Origin of the sequence: Ruegeria sp. HKCCA0370, assembly GCF_013033705.1 — a bacterium.
Lineage (GTDB): Bacteria > Pseudomonadota > Alphaproteobacteria > Rhodobacterales > Rhodobacteraceae > Ruegeria.
In genome coordinates this window covers 1,109,324-1,126,268 of sequence record NZ_WQEP01000001.1, presented here as the reverse complement: position 1 = coordinate 1,126,268, position 16,945 = coordinate 1,109,324, and the positions used below count along the sequence as shown (strand labels likewise).

General features: G+C 59.0%; 15 protein-coding genes. 5 read left to right on the top strand and 10 right to left on the bottom strand.

The genetic code is table 11. From position 1 onward, the window contains the following. Positions 1-26: 26 nt before the first annotated feature. The 6 genes from GOW31_RS05680 to GOW31_RS05655 form a co-directional block, all read right to left on the bottom strand. Positions 27-2,444, bottom strand: a complete 2,418-nt coding sequence (locus tag GOW31_RS05680; protein WP_171168475.1) for an FAD-dependent oxidoreductase — start codon at positions 2,442-2,444, stop codon at positions 27-29. Between the two features lie 237 nt (positions 2,445-2,681). Then, positions 2,682-2,840 carry a hypothetical protein gene (locus GOW31_RS05675; protein WP_171168473.1) on the bottom strand — a complete coding sequence of 53 codons (159 nt, stop codon included), beginning with the start codon at positions 2,838-2,840 and terminating at the stop codon, positions 2,682-2,684. A 19-nt stretch (positions 2,841-2,859) separates the two neighbouring features. Beyond that, positions 2,860-4,167, bottom strand: coding sequence for an HlyC/CorC family transporter (locus tag GOW31_RS05670; RefSeq protein ID WP_171168472.1), 1,308 nt, complete (start codon positions 4,165-4,167; stop codon positions 2,860-2,862). Between the two features lie 63 nt (positions 4,168-4,230). After that, positions 4,231-5,187: a site-specific tyrosine recombinase XerD gene (locus GOW31_RS05665; RefSeq protein ID WP_171168470.1), complete on the bottom strand. Its 957-nt coding sequence runs from the start codon at positions 5,185-5,187 to the stop codon at positions 4,231-4,233. A 2-nt stretch (positions 5,188-5,189) separates the two neighbouring features. Next, entirely contained in the window at positions 5,190-6,710 is a 1,521-nt protein-coding gene (locus GOW31_RS05660; protein WP_171168468.1) for a hypothetical protein, read from the bottom strand. Further along, positions 6,700-6,849: a hypothetical protein gene (locus tag GOW31_RS05655; RefSeq protein WP_171168466.1), complete on the bottom strand. Its 150-nt coding sequence runs from the start codon at positions 6,847-6,849 to the stop codon at positions 6,700-6,702. The genes GOW31_RS05660 and GOW31_RS05655 overlap by 11 nt, the downstream gene beginning before the upstream one ends. Before the next feature lie 79 nt (positions 6,850-6,928). Here GOW31_RS05655 and GOW31_RS05650 point away from each other — a divergent pair, with 79 nt between their 5' ends. Continuing rightward, entirely contained in the window at positions 6,929-7,516 is a 588-nt protein-coding gene (locus tag GOW31_RS05650) for a shikimate kinase (RefSeq protein WP_171168464.1), read from the top strand. Further along, complete coding sequence (gene aroB, locus GOW31_RS05645) at positions 7,517-8,629, top strand: 3-dehydroquinate synthase (protein ID WP_171168462.1); 1,113 nt, start codon at positions 7,517-7,519, stop codon at positions 8,627-8,629. It abuts the gene before it with no gap. Positions 8,630-8,638: 9 nt separating this feature from the next. On the opposite strand, the gene GOW31_RS05640 is transcribed toward aroB, so the two are convergent. Both GOW31_RS05640 and ssb read right to left on the bottom strand, forming a co-directional pair. Then, positions 8,639-9,709 carry a site-2 protease family protein gene (locus GOW31_RS05640; RefSeq protein WP_171168460.1) on the bottom strand — a complete coding sequence of 357 codons (1,071 nt, stop codon included), beginning with the start codon at positions 9,707-9,709 and terminating at the stop codon, positions 8,639-8,641. Positions 9,710-9,727: 18 nt separating this feature from the next. Next, complete coding sequence (gene ssb / locus GOW31_RS05635; protein ID WP_152457764.1) at positions 9,728-10,216, bottom strand: single-stranded DNA-binding protein; 489 nt, start codon at positions 10,214-10,216, stop codon at positions 9,728-9,730. Positions 10,217-10,419: 203 nt separating this feature from the next. Between ssb and GOW31_RS05630 the strand changes: the two genes are divergently transcribed. From GOW31_RS05630 to GOW31_RS05620, 3 genes are all read left to right on the top strand, one after another. Continuing rightward, positions 10,420-10,998, top strand: coding sequence for a lytic transglycosylase domain-containing protein (locus GOW31_RS05630; RefSeq protein ID WP_152457765.1), 579 nt, complete (start codon positions 10,420-10,422; stop codon positions 10,996-10,998). Positions 10,999-11,095: 97 nt separating this feature from the next. Beyond that, positions 11,096-12,058 (top strand): LuxR C-terminal-related transcriptional regulator, encoded by a 963-nt coding sequence (locus GOW31_RS05625; RefSeq protein ID WP_171168458.1) that lies wholly within the window; start codon positions 11,096-11,098, stop codon positions 12,056-12,058. A 130-nt stretch (positions 12,059-12,188) separates the two neighbouring features. After that, the gene (locus tag GOW31_RS05620; RefSeq protein ID WP_171168455.1) at positions 12,189-13,175 is read left to right on the top strand and encodes an MBL fold metallo-hydrolase; all 987 of its coding nucleotides are present in this window, start codon (positions 12,189-12,191) and stop codon (positions 13,173-13,175) included. A gap of 120 nt (positions 13,176-13,295) precedes the next feature. On the opposite strand, the gene GOW31_RS05615 is transcribed toward GOW31_RS05620, so the two are convergent. Together GOW31_RS05615 and GOW31_RS05610 are read right to left on the bottom strand one after the other, a co-directional pair. Next, positions 13,296-15,383, bottom strand: coding sequence for an ABC transporter ATP-binding protein (locus GOW31_RS05615; RefSeq protein ID WP_152457768.1), 2,088 nt, complete (start codon positions 15,381-15,383; stop codon positions 13,296-13,298). A 93-nt stretch (positions 15,384-15,476) separates the two neighbouring features. After that, a complete protein-coding gene (locus tag GOW31_RS05610) occupies positions 15,477-16,940 on the bottom strand; it encodes an ABC transporter permease (protein WP_171168453.1) in 1,464 nt (487 codons plus the stop codon). Between the last annotated feature and the right edge of the window lie 5 nt (positions 16,941-16,945).

The window sequence follows — 16,945 nt, the reverse complement described above, 5'->3', positions numbered from 1 at the left end:
TACAATGCCGTGGGCCCGAGCGCGAGTCATCCCCTCATTCGGGCGCCATCTGCGTCAAACAAGGGCGTCGAGATGACCTTTGCCTTGCGCATCTGGCCCAGTATTTCGATCTTGACTTCAAGCCCTTCTGCTGCGCGTTCGGTTGGCAGAAAACCGATGGCGACGGACTTGCGGGCATAATGCGAATAACCGCCCGAGGTGCAGAAGCCCACGACAGTGCCATCCAGCCAGATCGGTTCATAGGCGTTCACGTCGGCGTCGTCTGCGTCGACCTCGAAGGCCACCAGCCTGCGCGCGGGGCCGTCGGCACGTTCCGTCTCGGCGGCGGCTCGGCCGATGAAATCAGCGGGCTTGTTGAAGGCGATGAAGCGGTCGAGCCCGGTTTCGGCGGGGGTGTAGTCGGGTGAGAATTCGCGCATCCACGAGCCGAAGAACTTGTCGAGCCGCAGGCTCATCATCGCGCGCATGCCGAAGGGCACCATGCCGTGCGATTGGCCGGCCTGCCATAGGGTCCACCAAAGCTGGCGCTGCGCCATCGGATCGCAGTAGATCTCGAACCCTAGGTCGCCGGTATAGCTGACCCGCTGCACGATGCAGTCGGTCATGCCAACGACCATGCGGCGCACGTCCATGAAGCGCATGCCGCTGATATCGGCGCGGGTGCAGGCGGCCAGAACCTCGCGGGCCTTGGGGCCGGCGATCTGGAAGCCGTTGCGGCGGTCAGAGATGTTTTCAACGGTTGCGCCGTCTTGCTGATGCTGCCGGAACCAGCGCATGTGGAAGTTCTGTGCCCCGTAGGAGGCGGTGAGCTGGAAGTCTTCCTCGCCCAGGTACGACACGGTGAAATCGCCGATCAGCTTGCCCTTGGGCGACAGCATCGGGGTCAGTGACAGGCGGCCCGGGGCGGGGATGCGCCCGGCCATGATCCGATCCAGCCAGTCGCGGGCGCGCGGACCTGTCACAAGGTATTTGCCGAAATTGTGCACCTCGTTGATACCCACGCCCCCGCGCACGGCACGCACCTCGCGGTCCGTTGCGTCGAAGGAGTCCGAGCGGCGGAAGGACGGGGTTTCATAGCTCGGTTCGCCCGCTTGCGCGAAAAAGTTGGCGACCTCGAGCCCGTATTGCTGGCCAAAGACGGCGCCCAGATCGCTGAATATGTCATACATCGGCGTGGTGCGGTTGGGCCGCGCGGCGGGCACTTCCTCGTTGGGGTAGGCGACGGAGAATCGTTTCTGATAGTTCTCGATCACCTTGGGGCGGGTGTAGCCGGGGGTGATCCAGTCGCCGAAGCGGGCCACGTCCATGGCAAAGACGTCGCGCTCGGGCTCGCCCTCGATCATCCATTGCGCCAGCGTCAGGCCGACGCCGCCGCCCTGGCTGAACCCGGCCATCACGCCGCAGGCCGACCAGTAGTTGCGCACGCCCGGCACCGGCCCGACCAGCGGGTTGCCGTCGGGGGCAAAGGTGAAGGGGCCGTGGATCACCGATTTCACTCCGGCCTCGGCCAGAACCGGGAAGCGGCGATAGGCGAATTCGATACTGTCGGTGATCTTGTCGAAATCGTCGGGCAGCAGCTCGTGGCCGAACTCCCACGGCGTGCCGTCCACCGCCCAAGGCTTGCAGGGTTGTTCGTAGAAGCCGATGCACAGGCCGCGCCCTTCCTGCCGCAGATAGCTCTCGCCGGCCGGGTCCATGACGTGCGGATGCTCGCCGCCTGCGTCGATGATCGCCTCGATTTCGGGGATGTTGTCGGTGACCAGGTATTGGTGTTCCATCGGGTGTAGCGGGAAGTAGATGCCCGCCATCGCGCCCACCTCGCGCGCCCAGAGGCCGCCGGCGTTGACGATATGCTCGGCGTGGATGGTGCCTTTGTCGGTGACCACGTCCCATGTGCCGTCAGGCCGCTGGTTGGTTTCGCGCACCATGCAGTGGGTCTCGATCGTGGCTCCGCCCATGCGCGCGGCCTTGGCATAGGCGTGGGTCGTGCCCGAGGGGTCGAGGTGCCCGTCCAAAGGGTCATAGAGCGCGCCGATGATGCCGTCGGTGTTGGTGATGGGGGCGATCTTCTTGATCTCGTCGGGGCCGACGATCTCGGTCTCCAGCCCCATAAAGCGATGCTTGGCGCGTTCGGCCAGCAGCATGTCGAACCGGTCCTGGTTGTCGGCCAGCGTAATGCCGCCCACATGGTGCAGCCCGCAGGACATGCCAGTGATCTCTTCCAGCTCTTTATACAGCCGGATGGTATAGCCCTGCAGCGCGGCCATGTTGGTGTCGCCGTTGAGCGTATGAAACCCACCCGCCGCGTGCCAGGTCGATCCGCTGGTCAGTTCGGACCGCTCCAGCAGCATCACGTCGGACCAGCCCAGCTTGGTCAGGTGATAGAGCACCGAACAACCGACGACGCCGCCCCCGATGACGGCAACCTGACAGGTGGTTTTCACAGTGTTCCTCCCTATGATTATGGAAAAAACTGTCGAGCCGATGGGGATATTACTCGTCTGTTAGCGACAACAAGTGTCGCATGTCACCTATTGCACCAGCTTTGGATTTGCACAGCCTTCTCGCGCAGCCAAAGTGCGTCGAAACCTGTAACCGAGGGCAAACAAACAGACGGCCTGCGCCTCGTTCAGCACGACATCGCCCGGTGGGTTTTCGGCCGGAAAGGCCGCTTTTTCACTTTATTGCACGGCGGCAACAAAGTCGGGGTGATCAAACTGGCCCATCTCGCCCAGCTCCGTGCTTGGGCCGAACTTTGCGATGATCGGAGTATCCGCGCCCGGTTCAGCGCAATGGGGTCGTTCGGTTGACGACAGGCGCTTGGGCAGCGCGCGGAACATTTCAGAAAAATCGCAAGAGCTACAGGGGGCGCACTTTCAGTCCGGTGATGCGGTTGCCTTCACGCGCCGTGACCTCGAACCGGAAACCGTGGAACGAAAACACCTGACCGACGTCAGGGATCATCTGGGCCTCGTGAATCACCAGACCGGCCAGCGTGTTCGCCTCGTCATCCGGCAGAGACCAGTCCAGTGCCCTGTTGGCATCCCGGATTGTCATGGAACCTTCAACCAGATACTGGCCATCTTCGGTGCGTGTTACCGGCACCTCTTCATCTATGTCGAACTCATCGGCAATCTCGCCCACGATTTCTTCAAGAATATCTTCAAGCGTGATCAGGCCTCGCAGTGACCCATATTCATCCACAACCAATGCAAAATGGCTGTGCATCCGCAGGAATTCCCGCATCTGGTCGTCCAGCGTCGTGGTTTCGGGCACAAAGTAAGGGTCGTTTGCCACCTTTCCGATGTCAAAGCTTGCCAAACGGTCGGTCCCGCCGTCGCTGCTGCCTGCCTGCGCATACATGGCGCGAAATAGGTCCTTGGCGTGGACAACACCCACGATGTTTTCCGGCTCGTCCCGGAACACAGGCAGACGGGTGTGGGGGCTTTGCAGACATTGTTTCAGGATTGCCTCGGGGGCGGCGTTGGCGTCGATCATCTCGATATTCGATCGGTGCAGCATGATCTCTTCCACCGTTCGGTCGCCCAAATCCAGCGCACCCAAGATGCGGTCGCGGTCTTCCTTTTCGACCACGCCTTCGGAATGACCAAGTTGCAAGGCGCCGGCAATCTCTTCGCGTACAGCCAGAATGTTGCTGTCGGGATCGATCTGCACGCCGAACAGGCGCAACACACCGCGCACTAGCAGCCGCACCGCGGCCACAATGGGTGAAAACACCGTCACGACGACGCTAATGATCGGCGCGACAGCCGCCGCGGCCTTTTCGGAATTGGTGATGGCGTAGGTCTTGGGCAGCACTTCGGCAAAGATCAGCACCAGCAAAGTCATGACCAGGGTCGCCAACGCCACGCCGCTTTCGCCGAACAAACGGGTGAACAAGGCCGTCGCCAGCGAGGCCGCCAGGATGTTGACAAGGTTGTTGCCCAGAAGAACTGAGCCGATCAGGCGTTCATTGTCATCGGTGATTTCCAGCGCCTTTTTTGCGCCCCGTGATCCCTTGTCGGCCTGCGCCCGCAGTTTTCCGCGAGAAGAGGCTGTAAGCGCCGTTTCCGAACCCGAGAAAAAGCCGGACAAAACGAGCAACAAGAGGATCGCGCCTGACGTAAACCAGAATGCGCTGTCGATCAGAGAAGATGAGGGTTCCATTGGTCCTTGGTGGGTTAGGGTGACGCATCCGTTATGGGGATGCCGCGCTGCTGGATCAAGGGCTTAGCCCCGGTCTTCGTCAGGGTCTTTGCTCAGCGGGTGGTGTTGCAACACCAGTTCCGACAGCCGTTCATCCAGAACATGAGTATAAATCTCGGTCGTTGCAACGTCGGCGTGACCCAACAAGGTCTGGATCGAACGCAGATCAGCGCCGTTGGCCAGCAGATGCGTTGCAAAGGCATGGCGCAGGGTATGCGGGGTTACTTTCTCGGGTGAAACGCCACCCTGAACGGCCAGTTCCTTGACCAGCAGAAAAAACCTGTGCCGTGTCAGGTGGCCGGACTTGCCGCGCGACGGAAACAGAAAACGAGACCTTTGACCGCCTTTCTCGACGGTCTGGTCTTCGGCTTCGTCCCGCGCGGTCAACCAGGCAGCCAAAGCATCCCGCGCCGGTGGGGACAGGGGCACCATGCGTTCCTTGCCGCCTTTGCCCATCACCAACAGCATACGCGGATCGCCACGGGCCGAGGAAACAGGCAGAGAGACAAGTTCGGTCACACGCATCCCGGTGGCGTAGAGCACTTCCATCAAACAGGTATTGCGTACGCGATCAGCCTTGCTGCGCCCGGTTTGTCGGGCGGCTGCCAGAAGACGGTCGACTTCGGGCACGTCCAGCGTTTTGGGCAGTCGCTTCTGTCGCCCCGGACCTTTGATCTGGATGGCGGGGTTCGTCTCGCTCCAGCCTTCCTCGAACGCAAAGCGGTACAGCTGTTTTATCGCCGACAATCGCCGCGCGCGGGTGGAACGTGACAAGCCCTGTGCCTGGCAGTCGATCAGATAGGCCTCGATCTGATCACGATCTGCCTGATCGAATCCGGATCCCATGCGCTGCAACCAGGACGCAAAGTCTTTCAGATCGCGCCCATAGGCCAGCAAGGTATTTGTCGCCGCGCCAAGTTCCGCTGCTTGGGCCTGTAGAAAGGTCGAAATCCATAGCTCATTTGTCGCCGGAATTGCCATCTTCAACGCTCTTGCAGGATCAACAGGCTCAGCGCAGCACGCCGCGCGGTGTCTTCCAGGCCCACGCGTCGGAAGGTTGCAATTGCTGCGGTCAGATCCACCAGATTGCCCCGTGCACCATGCGCAAACAGCTGCATGGCTTCCAGTATGGCTTCACCAAGCTGACCGTTGTTCAGTAAGGCGTCAATGTCGTTGGGTACGGGTGCCGCCCATGCAAACCCCTGAGAAACCGCGTCCGCCAACGGAGAAGGAGAAACCGCCCGCCCCGGATCACCCTGCGCCAGCGCCGCAAGAAACAGGGTATCGATCGAGTTGTCCGGTGCTGATTGCGCAGCCTGTTCGTACAGGCCAGACAGCATCAGAATGCGCCAGCGCAGGTTTTCAGTCGCCGGCACCGACAGCGAAACCTTCGACAGACGCTCGGCGAACAATTCGGCGAAGGGCACTTCAAGCCCGACGCTGCGCATCTGCTGCCAGACCGGTGGCAGCGTTTTTCCGATAGCTTCAGCGTTTCGCGTATCCAACGCGCTTTCAAATCGTTGGATGGCCGCGACCCGGTCCCAAACTGCGCCGGACGCTGCCGGGGACCTTTCGGTATAAAGGCCAAGCAATTGATTGGGCGTCAAAGCGCCAATGCGTGTAAGCCGTTCGGCGGCTTCGATCTGCGCTTTCCATCCGGCCACATCCCGAAGATCCGCGTTGGCGAAAGCGCGTGGCAACGAGGCGGAAGGAAGCCGCTCTCCGATCGCTTCGAACAGTCGGAAACTCAATGGATCCGGGTTTTCAGGTTGGGGCAGATAAGCCGCGCCTTCATAGAGTTCAGGGCTTAGAAAACGATCCAGAACCGCCAGCTCTTCCGGCGGCAGGATGTCCAGGGCATGCGCTGCCTCAAGCGTCAACGCTGCCGATGCCCAATCTCCGCGTCGGGCTTTGCAGAACACTTGCGCGGCGTAGTCTTTTGACAGATGCGGTTCGGCGATAAGGGCGGTGCAGCTGCGATCCTCATCACCGGTCAGCAGCGTTGCGTCAAACCAGCGCTGAAACCGATCCTGTGTATCGGTCGGCCCGGCCAGTTGAACCAGCGATTGCACGGGATCAGCCGCGCCCAGTTGCATCAGACGGTCCAGCCGCGCCAGCAGCATAATCTCTTGCGCATCAGGGCCCGCCGGTGCCCGGGTTTCCGACAGAAGCAATGTAAACAACAGGCGTTGCATGGCCGGGTTGTCGCGCACGGGCGTCTTCGCGATCAGCTCCGCCAGCCGGTTCGCATCGCTGCCTTGCCACAAATCCACGGGCAACCCAGTGACGGATGATGCGACCAGGCCCAAAGGTTGCGACAACGCTTCAAGCGGCGTGACCTCAATTTCGGGCAATCCGCCGTTCTGTGCCACCGGCGGTTCCAACAATACGGTTCCGGGCAGGTTTTCCGGCGGATCCGCAAGCCACTCGATCGCGGATAACGGGGTCTGCGCATGTGCCGATCCCGCCAGAAAGACCGCCAACAGCGCCTGTTTAGTTGACATCCAATACGACCGGTTCGCGGATTTCACTTTGAGGCGCAGAAAAATCCGCGCCAAAGAATGGGCCAACATAGGCGTAGGCGACCAGCCCAATGAATACCAGGCAAAGAACATATATCAGGAATTTGATCAGTCGGCCCATGGCCCCACGCTGCCTCAATTTTTGATTTTGGCCAAGTTATAACTGGCATTTTTCCCAAGATCACGTCATTCACGTTTAAATGAGCGAAATTAAGCATAACACACATTCAACAGACACACAGGGTGGTTTTGATCTGCACAAAACCGTGGTTCTGGTGGGGATGATGGGGGCTGGCAAAACTGCGGTGGGTCGCGCGTTGGCCGCACGTCTGGGTGTTCCGTTTCTGGACAGCGATGCCGAGATCGAATCAGCCGCCAACATGACCATTCCTGAAATCTTTGAGCGTGACGGCGAACCTTTCTTTCGCACCAAGGAATCGCAGGTCATCGGGCGCTTGCTGGATGAACAAAAAGGCATTCTTTCAACGGGTGGGGGGGCGTTTCTCCAGCCGGAAAACCGTCGCATCATCGCCGAAAAGGGCGCTGCCGTCTGGCTGCGCGCGGATCTGAATGTTCTGTGGACCCGTGTGCGCCACAAAGACACCCGTCCTTTGCTGCGCACCGCCGATCCCTATGCGACGCTGAAATCCCTCTACGAGGCCCGCGTGCCGGTTTATGCTCAGGCCGATCTGACAGTGGATTCGGATGGCGAGACCTCGATCGAAAATATGGTAGGCCGCGTTGTCGACGCTCTGTTGGCGCGCCCTGATGTTTTGGAACTCAAATAAATGCACCAAACAGTACATGTGGACCTGGGTGACCGATCCTATGATGTTGAAATCGGTCCGGATCTTCTGACGCGAGCAGGGGGCTGGATATCACCACTTCTGGCCCGGCCAAAAGTCGCGGTTCTGACGGATGAAAACGTGGCCGGTCTGCATCTTAAGGCAATGCGCGCCGGGCTGAATGCCGCGGGGATCGAGATGACCGCGCTGGCGCTGCCCGCCGGAGAGGCAACCAAAAGCTGGCCGCATTTCGAGCGCGCCGTCGAGTGGCTGCTCGCAGAAAAAGTCGAACGCCGGGATGTCGTCGTGGCCTTGGGGGGCGGCGTCATCGGAGATCTGGCAGGCTTTGCAGCGGCGGTTCTGCGGCGCGGTGTTCGCTTTGTGCAGATTCCAACGTCCTTGCTGGCGCAAGTGGACAGTTCGGTCGGTGGAAAGACCGGGATCAACGCACCACAGGGCAAAAACCTGATCGGCGCGTTTCATCAACCGTCTCTGGTTCTGGCGGATACCTCTGTTCTGGGGACCATGACCCAAAGAGACTTCTTGTCAGGCTATGGCGAGGTCGTGAAATACGGATTGCTTGGCGATGCGAAATTCTTTGATTGGCTTGAGGCGCACGGGCCAAGCGTTTCTTCGGGTGACATGGCGGCCCGTGTGCATGCGGTGACGCGCTCGGTGCAAATGAAGGCCGACATCGTCGCGCGGGATGAAACCGAACAAGGTGACAGGGCTCTTCTCAATCTGGGTCACACGTTCTGCCACGCCCTGGAGGCCGCGACGGGCTATTCCGACCGCCTTCTGCATGGCGAAGGTGTGGCAATTGGCTGCGCGCTGGCGTTTGAATTGTCGTCGCGGCTGGGTTTGTGTTCGCAAGAGGACCCAAGCCGGGTGCGCGCGCATTTGCGCGCGATGGGGATGAAGACGGATCTGGCCGATATTCCGGGCGAATTGCCAAGCGCCGAGGCGCTGGTGGATCTTATGGGACAGGACAAGAAAGTCGTGGATGGCCAGCTTCGGTTTATTCTGGCGCGTGGGATCGGAGAGGCGTTCGTGACCTCAGATGTACCGAAAGATGCGGTTCTTTCGGTCCTGTCGGATGCGCTTGCCACGGCTTGACCTGAAGGCCTAGCGCCCCTGAATGACCATCAGTTCACCGATGTTTTCGCGCGTGATGTAACCCATCATGCGACCACCCCGAGTGACCACAGCGATGGCCGGAGCGCCGTTGTGCAAGTGCTCCAGAACGGTCTCGAGCCCGGTGGTAAGCGAAACCGAGGGGACCGCCGCGTCCATGATCGACGTGGCGGGTGCTGATCTGGATTGGTCACTTGCCAGCGCAGCAAACAGCCGTTCACGCGTGACGAATCCCAGCAGGGCCTGGCTTGAGTCCAATACAGGGAATTCGTGTTGAGTGGTGTGGATCACGGCTTGCGCCGCCGTTCTCAGCGTATCGTCGGGGGAAAGCGCGTGAAACTCGGTGATCATCGCGTCCCGGGCCAAAACCCGGCGCGCTGCGGATCGCAGGGCGACGTCCTGGCTTTCGGCGTTGGCGGCGATGAACACGAATACGGCGATGAGCACCAGAAACGGGTTGCCTGAACTCAGCCCCAAAAAACCCAGACCCACCGCAACGATCTGACCTCCGACCGCAGCCACGCGTGTTGCTTTGACGCGGTCCATGCGCAGGCACAGAAGCGCGCGGAATACGCGCCCTCCGTCCATGGGGAAGGCCGGAATCATGTTGAATACGGCCAGCAGCAGGTTGATGTAGGCCAGCCTGTTCAGAAACCCGATACCCGGTGAATCGATCTGGGAAAGCGTCTCGATCGGCACTCCTGCTCCGAAGGCGACCAGTATGACCCAGATCACGATGTTCACCGCCGGACCTGCAAGTGCCACAAGCACTTCTTGCATCGGTTTTTCCGGCATCCTTTCAAGCCGGGCCAACCCACCGATCGGCAACAATGTTATGTCTGGGGTCTTGATTCCAAAGCGCCGCGCCATGAGGGCATGACCGAATTCATGCGCGACCACACAGGCAAACAAGGCCAGAACAAACAACAGGTTGTCTATGGCGGCCGGCAGGCCACCGGCGGAATAGGCCGCAAAGCCCACCCAGGCCAGAAGCAGGAAAAACGTGACATGGACCCTCAGTTCGGACCCGAGCAACCGGCCGAGAGAAAAGGACCATGTCATGTCGTGTCTCCGAATTTTCTAGAACGGAATCTCGTCGTCGTCGATTCCACCCGATGCCGGTGCCGGGGAACTGGACGGACCGCCGTAAGGATCTCCGTACCCGCTGCCACCGGCTTGGCCGCCGCCGTAACCACCGCCGCTGCCGCCGCCTTCGCCGCGGCTGTCGAGCAAGGTCAATTCACCGCGGTAGGGGCGCAGAACAACCTCGGTTGTATAACGGTCTTGCCCGGACTGATCCTGCCATTTTCGGGTTTCCAGCTGGCCTTCGATATAAACCTTGCTGCCTTTGCGCAGGTATTGCTCTGCAATACGGGCCAGCGGTTCCGAGAAGATTGCGACCGAGTGCCATTCCGTGCGTTCGCGGCGTTCGCCCGTGTTGCGGTCTTTCCAGTTCTCTGACGTGGCAATGCGCAGATTGCAAACCTTTCCGCCGTTCTGGAACGACCGGACCTCGGGGTCGCGGCCAAGATTACCTACCAGAATGACCTTGTTGACTGAACCCGCCATGTAATTCCTCGTTCTGTTTTCGCGTATGTGCGCCGAATCTGGCGCGACTTGTTTCGTGAGACCCTATACGGCCTGCATCATGGATGAAAACAGTAGATACAACAGTGTTGGGCAAGAGTCTTACTTTGGTCTTTACCAAGCTTTCATTTTTTGTGGGAATACCTATAATCCGACTGGTTTCTTATCGAGCAGGATAGGCATTGATGCGTTCTTGGGTTGCTGGGTTTTCTGTTGTCTGCCTTGTGCTGGCCGTTTTGCCTGTGCAGGCGCAGACTCTGTCTACCAAAAGCCGCAAGGATATCTTCCTCAAGCAGTCCAAGATACTGGATTCCCGTGCGGCGACGCAGTATCGCGACTCCGCGAGGTTGAAACCCAAAACATCCCGTGCGCATACCGGCAAGCGATATACTGGCAAGTATCGCGGCCAGTATCTGGATCTGGCGAAACAGGCTGCCCGCCTTCACAACATTCCCGAAGACTTGTTCCTGCGCCTTGTTCAGCAGGAAAGCGGATGGAACCCGCATGCGAAGTCTCACAAGGGTGCTCTGGGATTGGCGCAATTGATGCCTCAGACCGCCGAGCTTCTGGGGGTCAACCCGCATGACCCCAAGCAGAATCTCGAAGGTGGGGCCAGATACCTGTCCTGGCAGTATCGCAAGTTCAAATCCTGGCCACTGGCTTTGGCCGCCTACAATGCCGGCCCAAAAGCGGTGGAAAAGCATGGCGGCATACCGCCATACAAGGAAACCCAGAACTACGTGAAGGTAATCTGGGGCGGTTAAACCCGATGCCGCGGCGCAGAACGTCCGGTTCTTGATCAGGCTCAACTAGTCCAACTAATCTTAAAGGGTATCGTCCAGTAACTGGTGAGGTCTCCTCATGCCTGCTGACCACCCTGAGATTCCGCAAGAAACGCTGGCCAACTGGCAGCAACTGGTTGATCTGGTCGCGGAATTGGCGGATGTCCCCGCAAGCCTGATCATGAAAACCGACGCACCGGATCACGCGGTGCTGATCACTTCGGATCATCCCGAAAACCCGTATCCGGTTGGTTTGAGTTTCCAGTTGAATCCCAAACTTTATTGTCAGGGCGTCCTGCAGCGGGACGGAGAGCTGGTGGTTGAGGATGCAGCCTGCGATCCGGATTGGGCCGACAATGACGATCTGGAACATGGGATGACATTTTACATCGGCCTGCCGCTGAAATGGCCCGATGGATCGGTGTTCGGAACGATTTGTGTTCTGGATCGAAAGCAGAACCGGCGTGCCTTGTTGTTCCGCGAAGGGTTGGCGCAGTTCGCACGCATGGTCGAGTCGGATTTGGCTTTGTTGCAAGAGGTTTACCTGCGCCGCGTGCTGGAAGAGAAGCTCAACGAAACCCTGGCGCAGCTTGAAACCCGTGTCGCGGATCGTACCCGTGAGTTGCAGGAAACCAACACGGCGCTGCGCGTCCTACTGTCCAGTCTGGATGACGAACGCAAAAACCGCGATCACGAAATTGTCGAACAGGTGCGCGGCCGAGTTCTGCCCTATCTGGAAAAGGCTCGAACGCAGCTTTCAGGGGACGAAGCAAAGTATGTCTATCTTGAGTTGGCCGAGAAGAACCTGAACGAGATCACGTCTTCATTGTCGGACAAACTGACGGATGCGTTTGCAGCAATGACCCCGACCGAGATCGAGATTGCGCAGATGGTCATGTTTGGAAAAACAACCAAGGACATCGCCAAGGCCCTGTCCCGAGAAACATCGACAATCGATTTTCACCGCAACAACATTCGCCGCAAGCTGGGCCTTGAAGGGCGCAGCCAGAACCTGCGCAGTCATTTGCTCTCGATTTCGTGAACACGGAATATGGGGTTTTCCCCCATATTCCGCCCCCATTTTTTCGGTCTGAGCCAAGATGCCTTGGCTTGTTACCTTTGGTTGGGACGTGCGGAAAACCTGCACATGTCCAACAGAGAGGTACACAAAAATGGATCGCAAAGATCTGAAACCAACCATCCTGAACGGGGACAAGGATCATCTGGCGCCGGGGCTGTCTCGCCGGTCTTTCTTTATGGCGGCGGGGGCTGTCGGTGTCGGCGCGACTGCTTCCGTACTGGGCGCAAGATCGGCTCAGGCGCAGTCTCAGGCGTGGCTACAGCCGGGCAACAACAACCATGTGATCGATCTGCAAGGCGCAACGGGTCAGGCCAGCACCGGGACGGTTGGCATCGACTATTATGGTCATTGTGCGATCAAGATCACCTCGCCCAATGGCTCAACAGCGCTGTTTGATCCCTGGCGCGATGATCCGTCGGGCGCATGGGGGCTTTGGTTCCGCAACGAATTCCCGCAAATCCCGGTGGATATCACCCTGTCGACCCATGCCCATTTTGATCACGATGCGATTGAACGCCCAAGTTCGACCATGGTGCTGGATCGCATGGTGGGCAATTTCGAGTTTGCAGACATCAAGATCACCGGTTTTGCCGACAAGCACGCCTGTGTCGCGCCGGGATGGTATGATTGGACCAATGCGCTGGCCGAGTTCGGCGTGGAAGCCTGCCCGCCGAACAACGTGGGCCACATGGATATGGTCGTCTATCTGGTCGAGACCGGCGGCATTCGAGCGCTGATCTGGGGCGACAACCGCCACAACCCGCCGCAGGAGTTCTGGGACGCGATCGGACGGGTGGATGTTCTGACGCTGCCGGTTGATGGCTCGGAACATATCCTCAGCTTCGATCATGGCAACGACATCGTATCCAAGCTCAAGCCCAAGGTGATCATCCCCACACATTACCTGAATGAGGTCACATCCTACACGCTGACCACTCTGCAATCCGCCGACGACTGGGTGAAGGGGCAGCAGAGCTACAAGATGCTTGACAGTGCCAGCCTTCAGCTTGAAGCCGGTGACATTGCCGGAATGAACCAGGAATTCATGCATTTCGGCAACAACGTCATGACCGGCTGACGAATTACCGGGGTCGCCACTCACGCCACTCCCAAGCGCCGCCTGTCTCCCCAAGAAAACTTGGCGCCAAAAGAAAGGGCCGGTCCCTGACCGGCCCTTTTTCAAGGTTCAGAAATGGGTTTACTCCGCCGCGACTTTGATCACCGGCTCCATCCGGGCCAGAATGTCTTCGGCCAGGTGGCATTTGATCTGGTGCCCATCCGCCAGCGTCTGCACCGGCGGCACATGGGATTCGCACCGACCGTCAGGCACCTCGGATTTCCATCGGCAACGCGTCTGGAACGGACAGCCTGGTGGCGGGTTCATGGCCGAGGGAATATCGCCTTCCAGAACGATATGCTGCTTTTCGATCGAGGTATCCGCAATCGGAACCGCGCTCAGCAGCGCCTCGGTGTAGGGGTGATAGGGCGGGGCAAAGACCTGATCCGTGGTGCCCAACTCTACGACATGGCCCAGATACATCACCATGACCCGGTCACTGAGGTAACGCACGATGGACAGATCGTGGCTGATGAACAGCAGCGTGGTCTTGTGCTGTCGCTGTATCTCCATCAACAGATCCGTCACGGCAGCCTGAACCGACACATCCAGCGCCGAGACGGGTTCGTCCGCCACAACGATACGTGCATCGCCGGCAAAGGCGCGCGCGATACCCACGCGCTGTTTCTGACCACCGGACAGCTGTCGCGGCATCCTGTCTGCAAAGGCGCGCGGCAGCTTCACCAGATCAAGCAGTTCCAGCATCCGCTTCTTTCGCTCGGCTTCAGAGTTTCCGACACCGAAGATTTCAAGCGCCCGGATGATCTGACGGCCAACGGTCATCGACGGATTCAGCGTGTCGAACGGGTTCTGGAAAACCATCTGAACTTCGCCGATCGTCTTGGCATCGCGTTCTTCGATGGGCACCTGTTCGATGTTGCGGTTGTCCAGCAGGATCTGCCCGTCTGTGGCCGTCTCCAATCCCATAAGGACCTTGGCGAAGGTGGACTTGCCGCAGCCGGATTCCCCCACGATGGCCAGTGTCTCGGACTCGTGCGCCTCGAAGCTGAGCGTTTCGTTGGCCTTCACCACCTTCTTCTCACCGCCGCCAAACAAGGCATTTGCCGCAACCTCGTAATATTTCTTGAGGTTGTCCATTTTCAGAACCGTTCGGCCGATTTCACCCTTTTCTTTCTGATCGGCCAGCGCAAGTGGGGCGTTCCAGTCGATTTCCTGGAATTTAAGGCAGCGGGTGTGGTGCCGGTCATTTCCCGGAACGGCCTCCATCAGGATTTCCTTCGCGTCACAGCGCCCCTCTTCGAAATAGTCGCACCGCGGTCCAAAGTTGCAACCCGGAGGCCGCTCGTGGGGCAATGGGAAGTTCCCCGGAATAGCCACCAGCGGACGCGTGTTCTTGTCAGCCCCCGGCAGCGGGATCGAACGGAACAGCGCCTGTGTATAAGGGTGCTGCATCTCGTCGAACACATCCTTGATCGAGCCACGCTCGACCGCTTCACCCGAATACATCACGCACAGACGGTCGCAGGTTTCCAGAACCAACCCGAGATTGTGCGAGATGAACAGCATTGAGGTGCCGTATTTCTTGCCCAGATCCTTGACCAGTTCGACCACGGCGGCCTCGACGGTCACGTCCAAAGCCGTTGTCGGCTCGTCCAGGATCAACAGCGCCGGTTTCGACATCAACGCCATTGCAATCACGATCCGCTGTTGCTGACCACCCGACAGTTGGTGCGGAAACGAATTCAACATCCGCTCGGGGTCTGGCAGGCGAACATCCGTCACCACTTCCAGCGCGCGGGAATAAGCCTCTTCCTGACTTACCCCCTCGTGGATCATCGGCACTTCCATCAATTGTTTGCCGATCTTCATCGCCGGATTCAGCGATGCCATCGGTTCCTGATAGATCATCGCGATTTCATTGCCGCGAATGTCGCGCAACTCTTCGGCCGACATCTCTGCCAGATCGCGGCCCTTGAATTTTATCGTGCCTCCGACGATGCGACCGTTCTTGCCAAGATCCTGCATCACGCCCAGTGCCACGGTCGATTTGCCACAACCGGATTCACCAACCAGCCCCACGGCTTCGCCGGGCTCTACGCTGACCGAGAAATCCATCACGGCGGGGATTTCCCGCAGGCGGGTAAAGAATGAGATGGACAGCTTGTCGATCTCCAGGATCGGGCCGTCATAATCCGCCATTTTGCTCATTTTGCTTACTCCTCACCAAATGCGGGGATCCCCTTCATCTGGCCAAAAATATCCCGGGGGGTCCGGGGGGCTGGCCCCCCGGCCTCGATCACATCAGTCCTTCAGGCTTTCCTCGCGAAGACCGTCAGCCAGCAGGTTCAGACCAAGAACCAGCGACAGCAGGGCAAAGGCAGGAGGAAGGGCAGGGTGCAGGTAGATCGACAGCAGCTTGCGCCCCTCGTTGATCGTGGATCCCCAGTCCGGGCTTTCCGGCGGAAGGCCCAGTCCGAAGAAGCCCAAAGTCCCCAGAAGAATGGTGGTGTACCCGATGCGCAGACAGAAATCGACGATCAGAGGGCCACGGGCGTTGGGCAGGATTTCCCAAAGCATGATGTACCACGGCCCTTCGCCGCGTGTCTGGGCCGCAGCCACGTAATCGCGGGTTTTGATGTCCAGCGCCAGGCCGCGCACGATACGGAAGACCGTGGGCGAGTTGACGAACACCACCGAGACGAACACCACCAGAATACCGCCGGGGATATCGAACAGGTCCAGATAGGTCGGCAGACCCCAGATCCGGTAGGCCTCGGTATTGATGATGTAGCCACCGGTCGAAATCAGCGACAGATATAGCCAGATCGCAACACCCAGAACACCGATCAGCAACGGTGTACGGAAATTCGGGCGTGTGTAATAGCGCGAATTCAGCAATACGCCGATGAACAGGATCGGGAACACGAACAGCACGGCCGCCATGTAGTTCGGTACCCCGGTCGCCACGATCTCCGGTGTCACCAGCAGGTAGAACAGCAGGATCACCGGGAAGGCGAGGATCAGGTTGGCGAGGAAGGACAGGAACGTATCAAAACGGCCCCCATAGTAACCGGCGGGAAGCCCCAGCGTAATGCCGACCATGAAGGCGAACATCGTTGCCAGCGGTGCAATTTGCACCACAACCCAGGCCCCCTTGACCATCCGGCTGAATACGTCGCGCGCCAGATTGTCACCGCCCAGAAGATACCAAGCATACTCGCCGTCCTCCAGATTTGGCAGAGGCGTTCCCGGCACTTTGTTCTTCATGCCAGAGATCTGTGTCAGCGGGTCATGGGTCACGATCAGATCAAGCGCGCCGAAGATGCCGGTAAAGACCCAGAACATCACAAGGCCAAAGCCGATCATTCCGATGGGACTGTCATACAGTTTGCCGTACAACCCCAACCGTCGTTTGAAGGCGATGGACATGGCGAACATGATGATCAGCGCGACCCATACAGGCAGGAATTGCTGGGAAATGGCGCCGATGATCCCTGCGCCAGTGCCCATCAGGACGCCCAGCACCAGATAAGCCACGGCCAATCCCACGCTGGCAAGGAAACTGTAATGCAGCGCAAGCTGGATCAATCCACGGACACCGCCGCCAGAACTGACGGATCCATCCGGATTCACGACAATCTGCTGTTCAGGCAAAAAGATACTGGCGATGATCCAGACCATGATCGACAGCAAAAGTGCAGCCAGTGCGATCATCAGAAGCGGGTTCAGGAAGGCGATAGAGCCGGTCCAGGTTAGTGGTTCCATAATCT

What these genes read in the sequence shown, in the direction of transcription:
- GOW31_RS05675 (WP_171168473.1), bottom strand. Translation starts at nt 2,840, where the DNA reads ATGTTCCGCGCGCTGCCCAAGCGCCTGTCGTCAACCGAACGACCCCAT.
- GOW31_RS05670 (WP_171168472.1), bottom strand. Translation starts at nt 4,167, where the DNA reads ATGGAACCCTCATCTTCTCTGATCGACAGCGCATTCTGGTTTACGTCA.
- GOW31_RS05665 (WP_171168470.1), bottom strand. Translation starts at nt 5,187, where the DNA reads ATGGCAATTCCGGCGACAAATGAGCTATGGATTTCGACCTTTCTACAG.
- GOW31_RS05660 (WP_171168468.1), bottom strand. Translation starts at nt 6,710, where the DNA reads ATGTCAACTAAACAGGCGCTGTTGGCGGTCTTTCTGGCGGGATCGGCA.
- GOW31_RS05655 (WP_171168466.1), bottom strand. Translation starts at nt 6,849, where the DNA reads ATGGGCCGACTGATCAAATTCCTGATATATGTTCTTTGCCTGGTATTC.
- GOW31_RS05650 (WP_171168464.1), top strand. Translation starts at nt 6,929, where the DNA reads ATGAGCGAAATTAAGCATAACACACATTCAACAGACACACAGGGTGGT.
- aroB (WP_171168462.1), top strand. Translation starts at nt 7,517, where the DNA reads ATGCACCAAACAGTACATGTGGACCTGGGTGACCGATCCTATGATGTT.
- GOW31_RS05640 (WP_171168460.1), bottom strand. Translation starts at nt 9,709, where the DNA reads ATGACATGGTCCTTTTCTCTCGGCCGGTTGCTCGGGTCCGAACTGAGG.
- ssb (WP_152457764.1), bottom strand. Translation starts at nt 10,216, where the DNA reads ATGGCGGGTTCAGTCAACAAGGTCATTCTGGTAGGTAATCTTGGCCGC.
- GOW31_RS05630 (WP_152457765.1), top strand. Translation starts at nt 10,420, where the DNA reads ATGCGTTCTTGGGTTGCTGGGTTTTCTGTTGTCTGCCTTGTGCTGGCC.
- GOW31_RS05625 (WP_171168458.1), top strand. Translation starts at nt 11,096, where the DNA reads ATGCCTGCTGACCACCCTGAGATTCCGCAAGAAACGCTGGCCAACTGG.
- GOW31_RS05620 (WP_171168455.1), top strand. Translation starts at nt 12,189, where the DNA reads ATGGATCGCAAAGATCTGAAACCAACCATCCTGAACGGGGACAAGGAT.
- GOW31_RS05615 (WP_152457768.1), bottom strand. Translation starts at nt 15,383, where the DNA reads ATGAGCAAAATGGCGGATTATGACGGCCCGATCCTGGAGATCGACAAG.
- GOW31_RS05610 (WP_171168453.1), bottom strand. Translation starts at nt 16,940, where the DNA reads ATGGAACCACTAACCTGGACCGGCTCTATCGCCTTCCTGAACCCGCTT.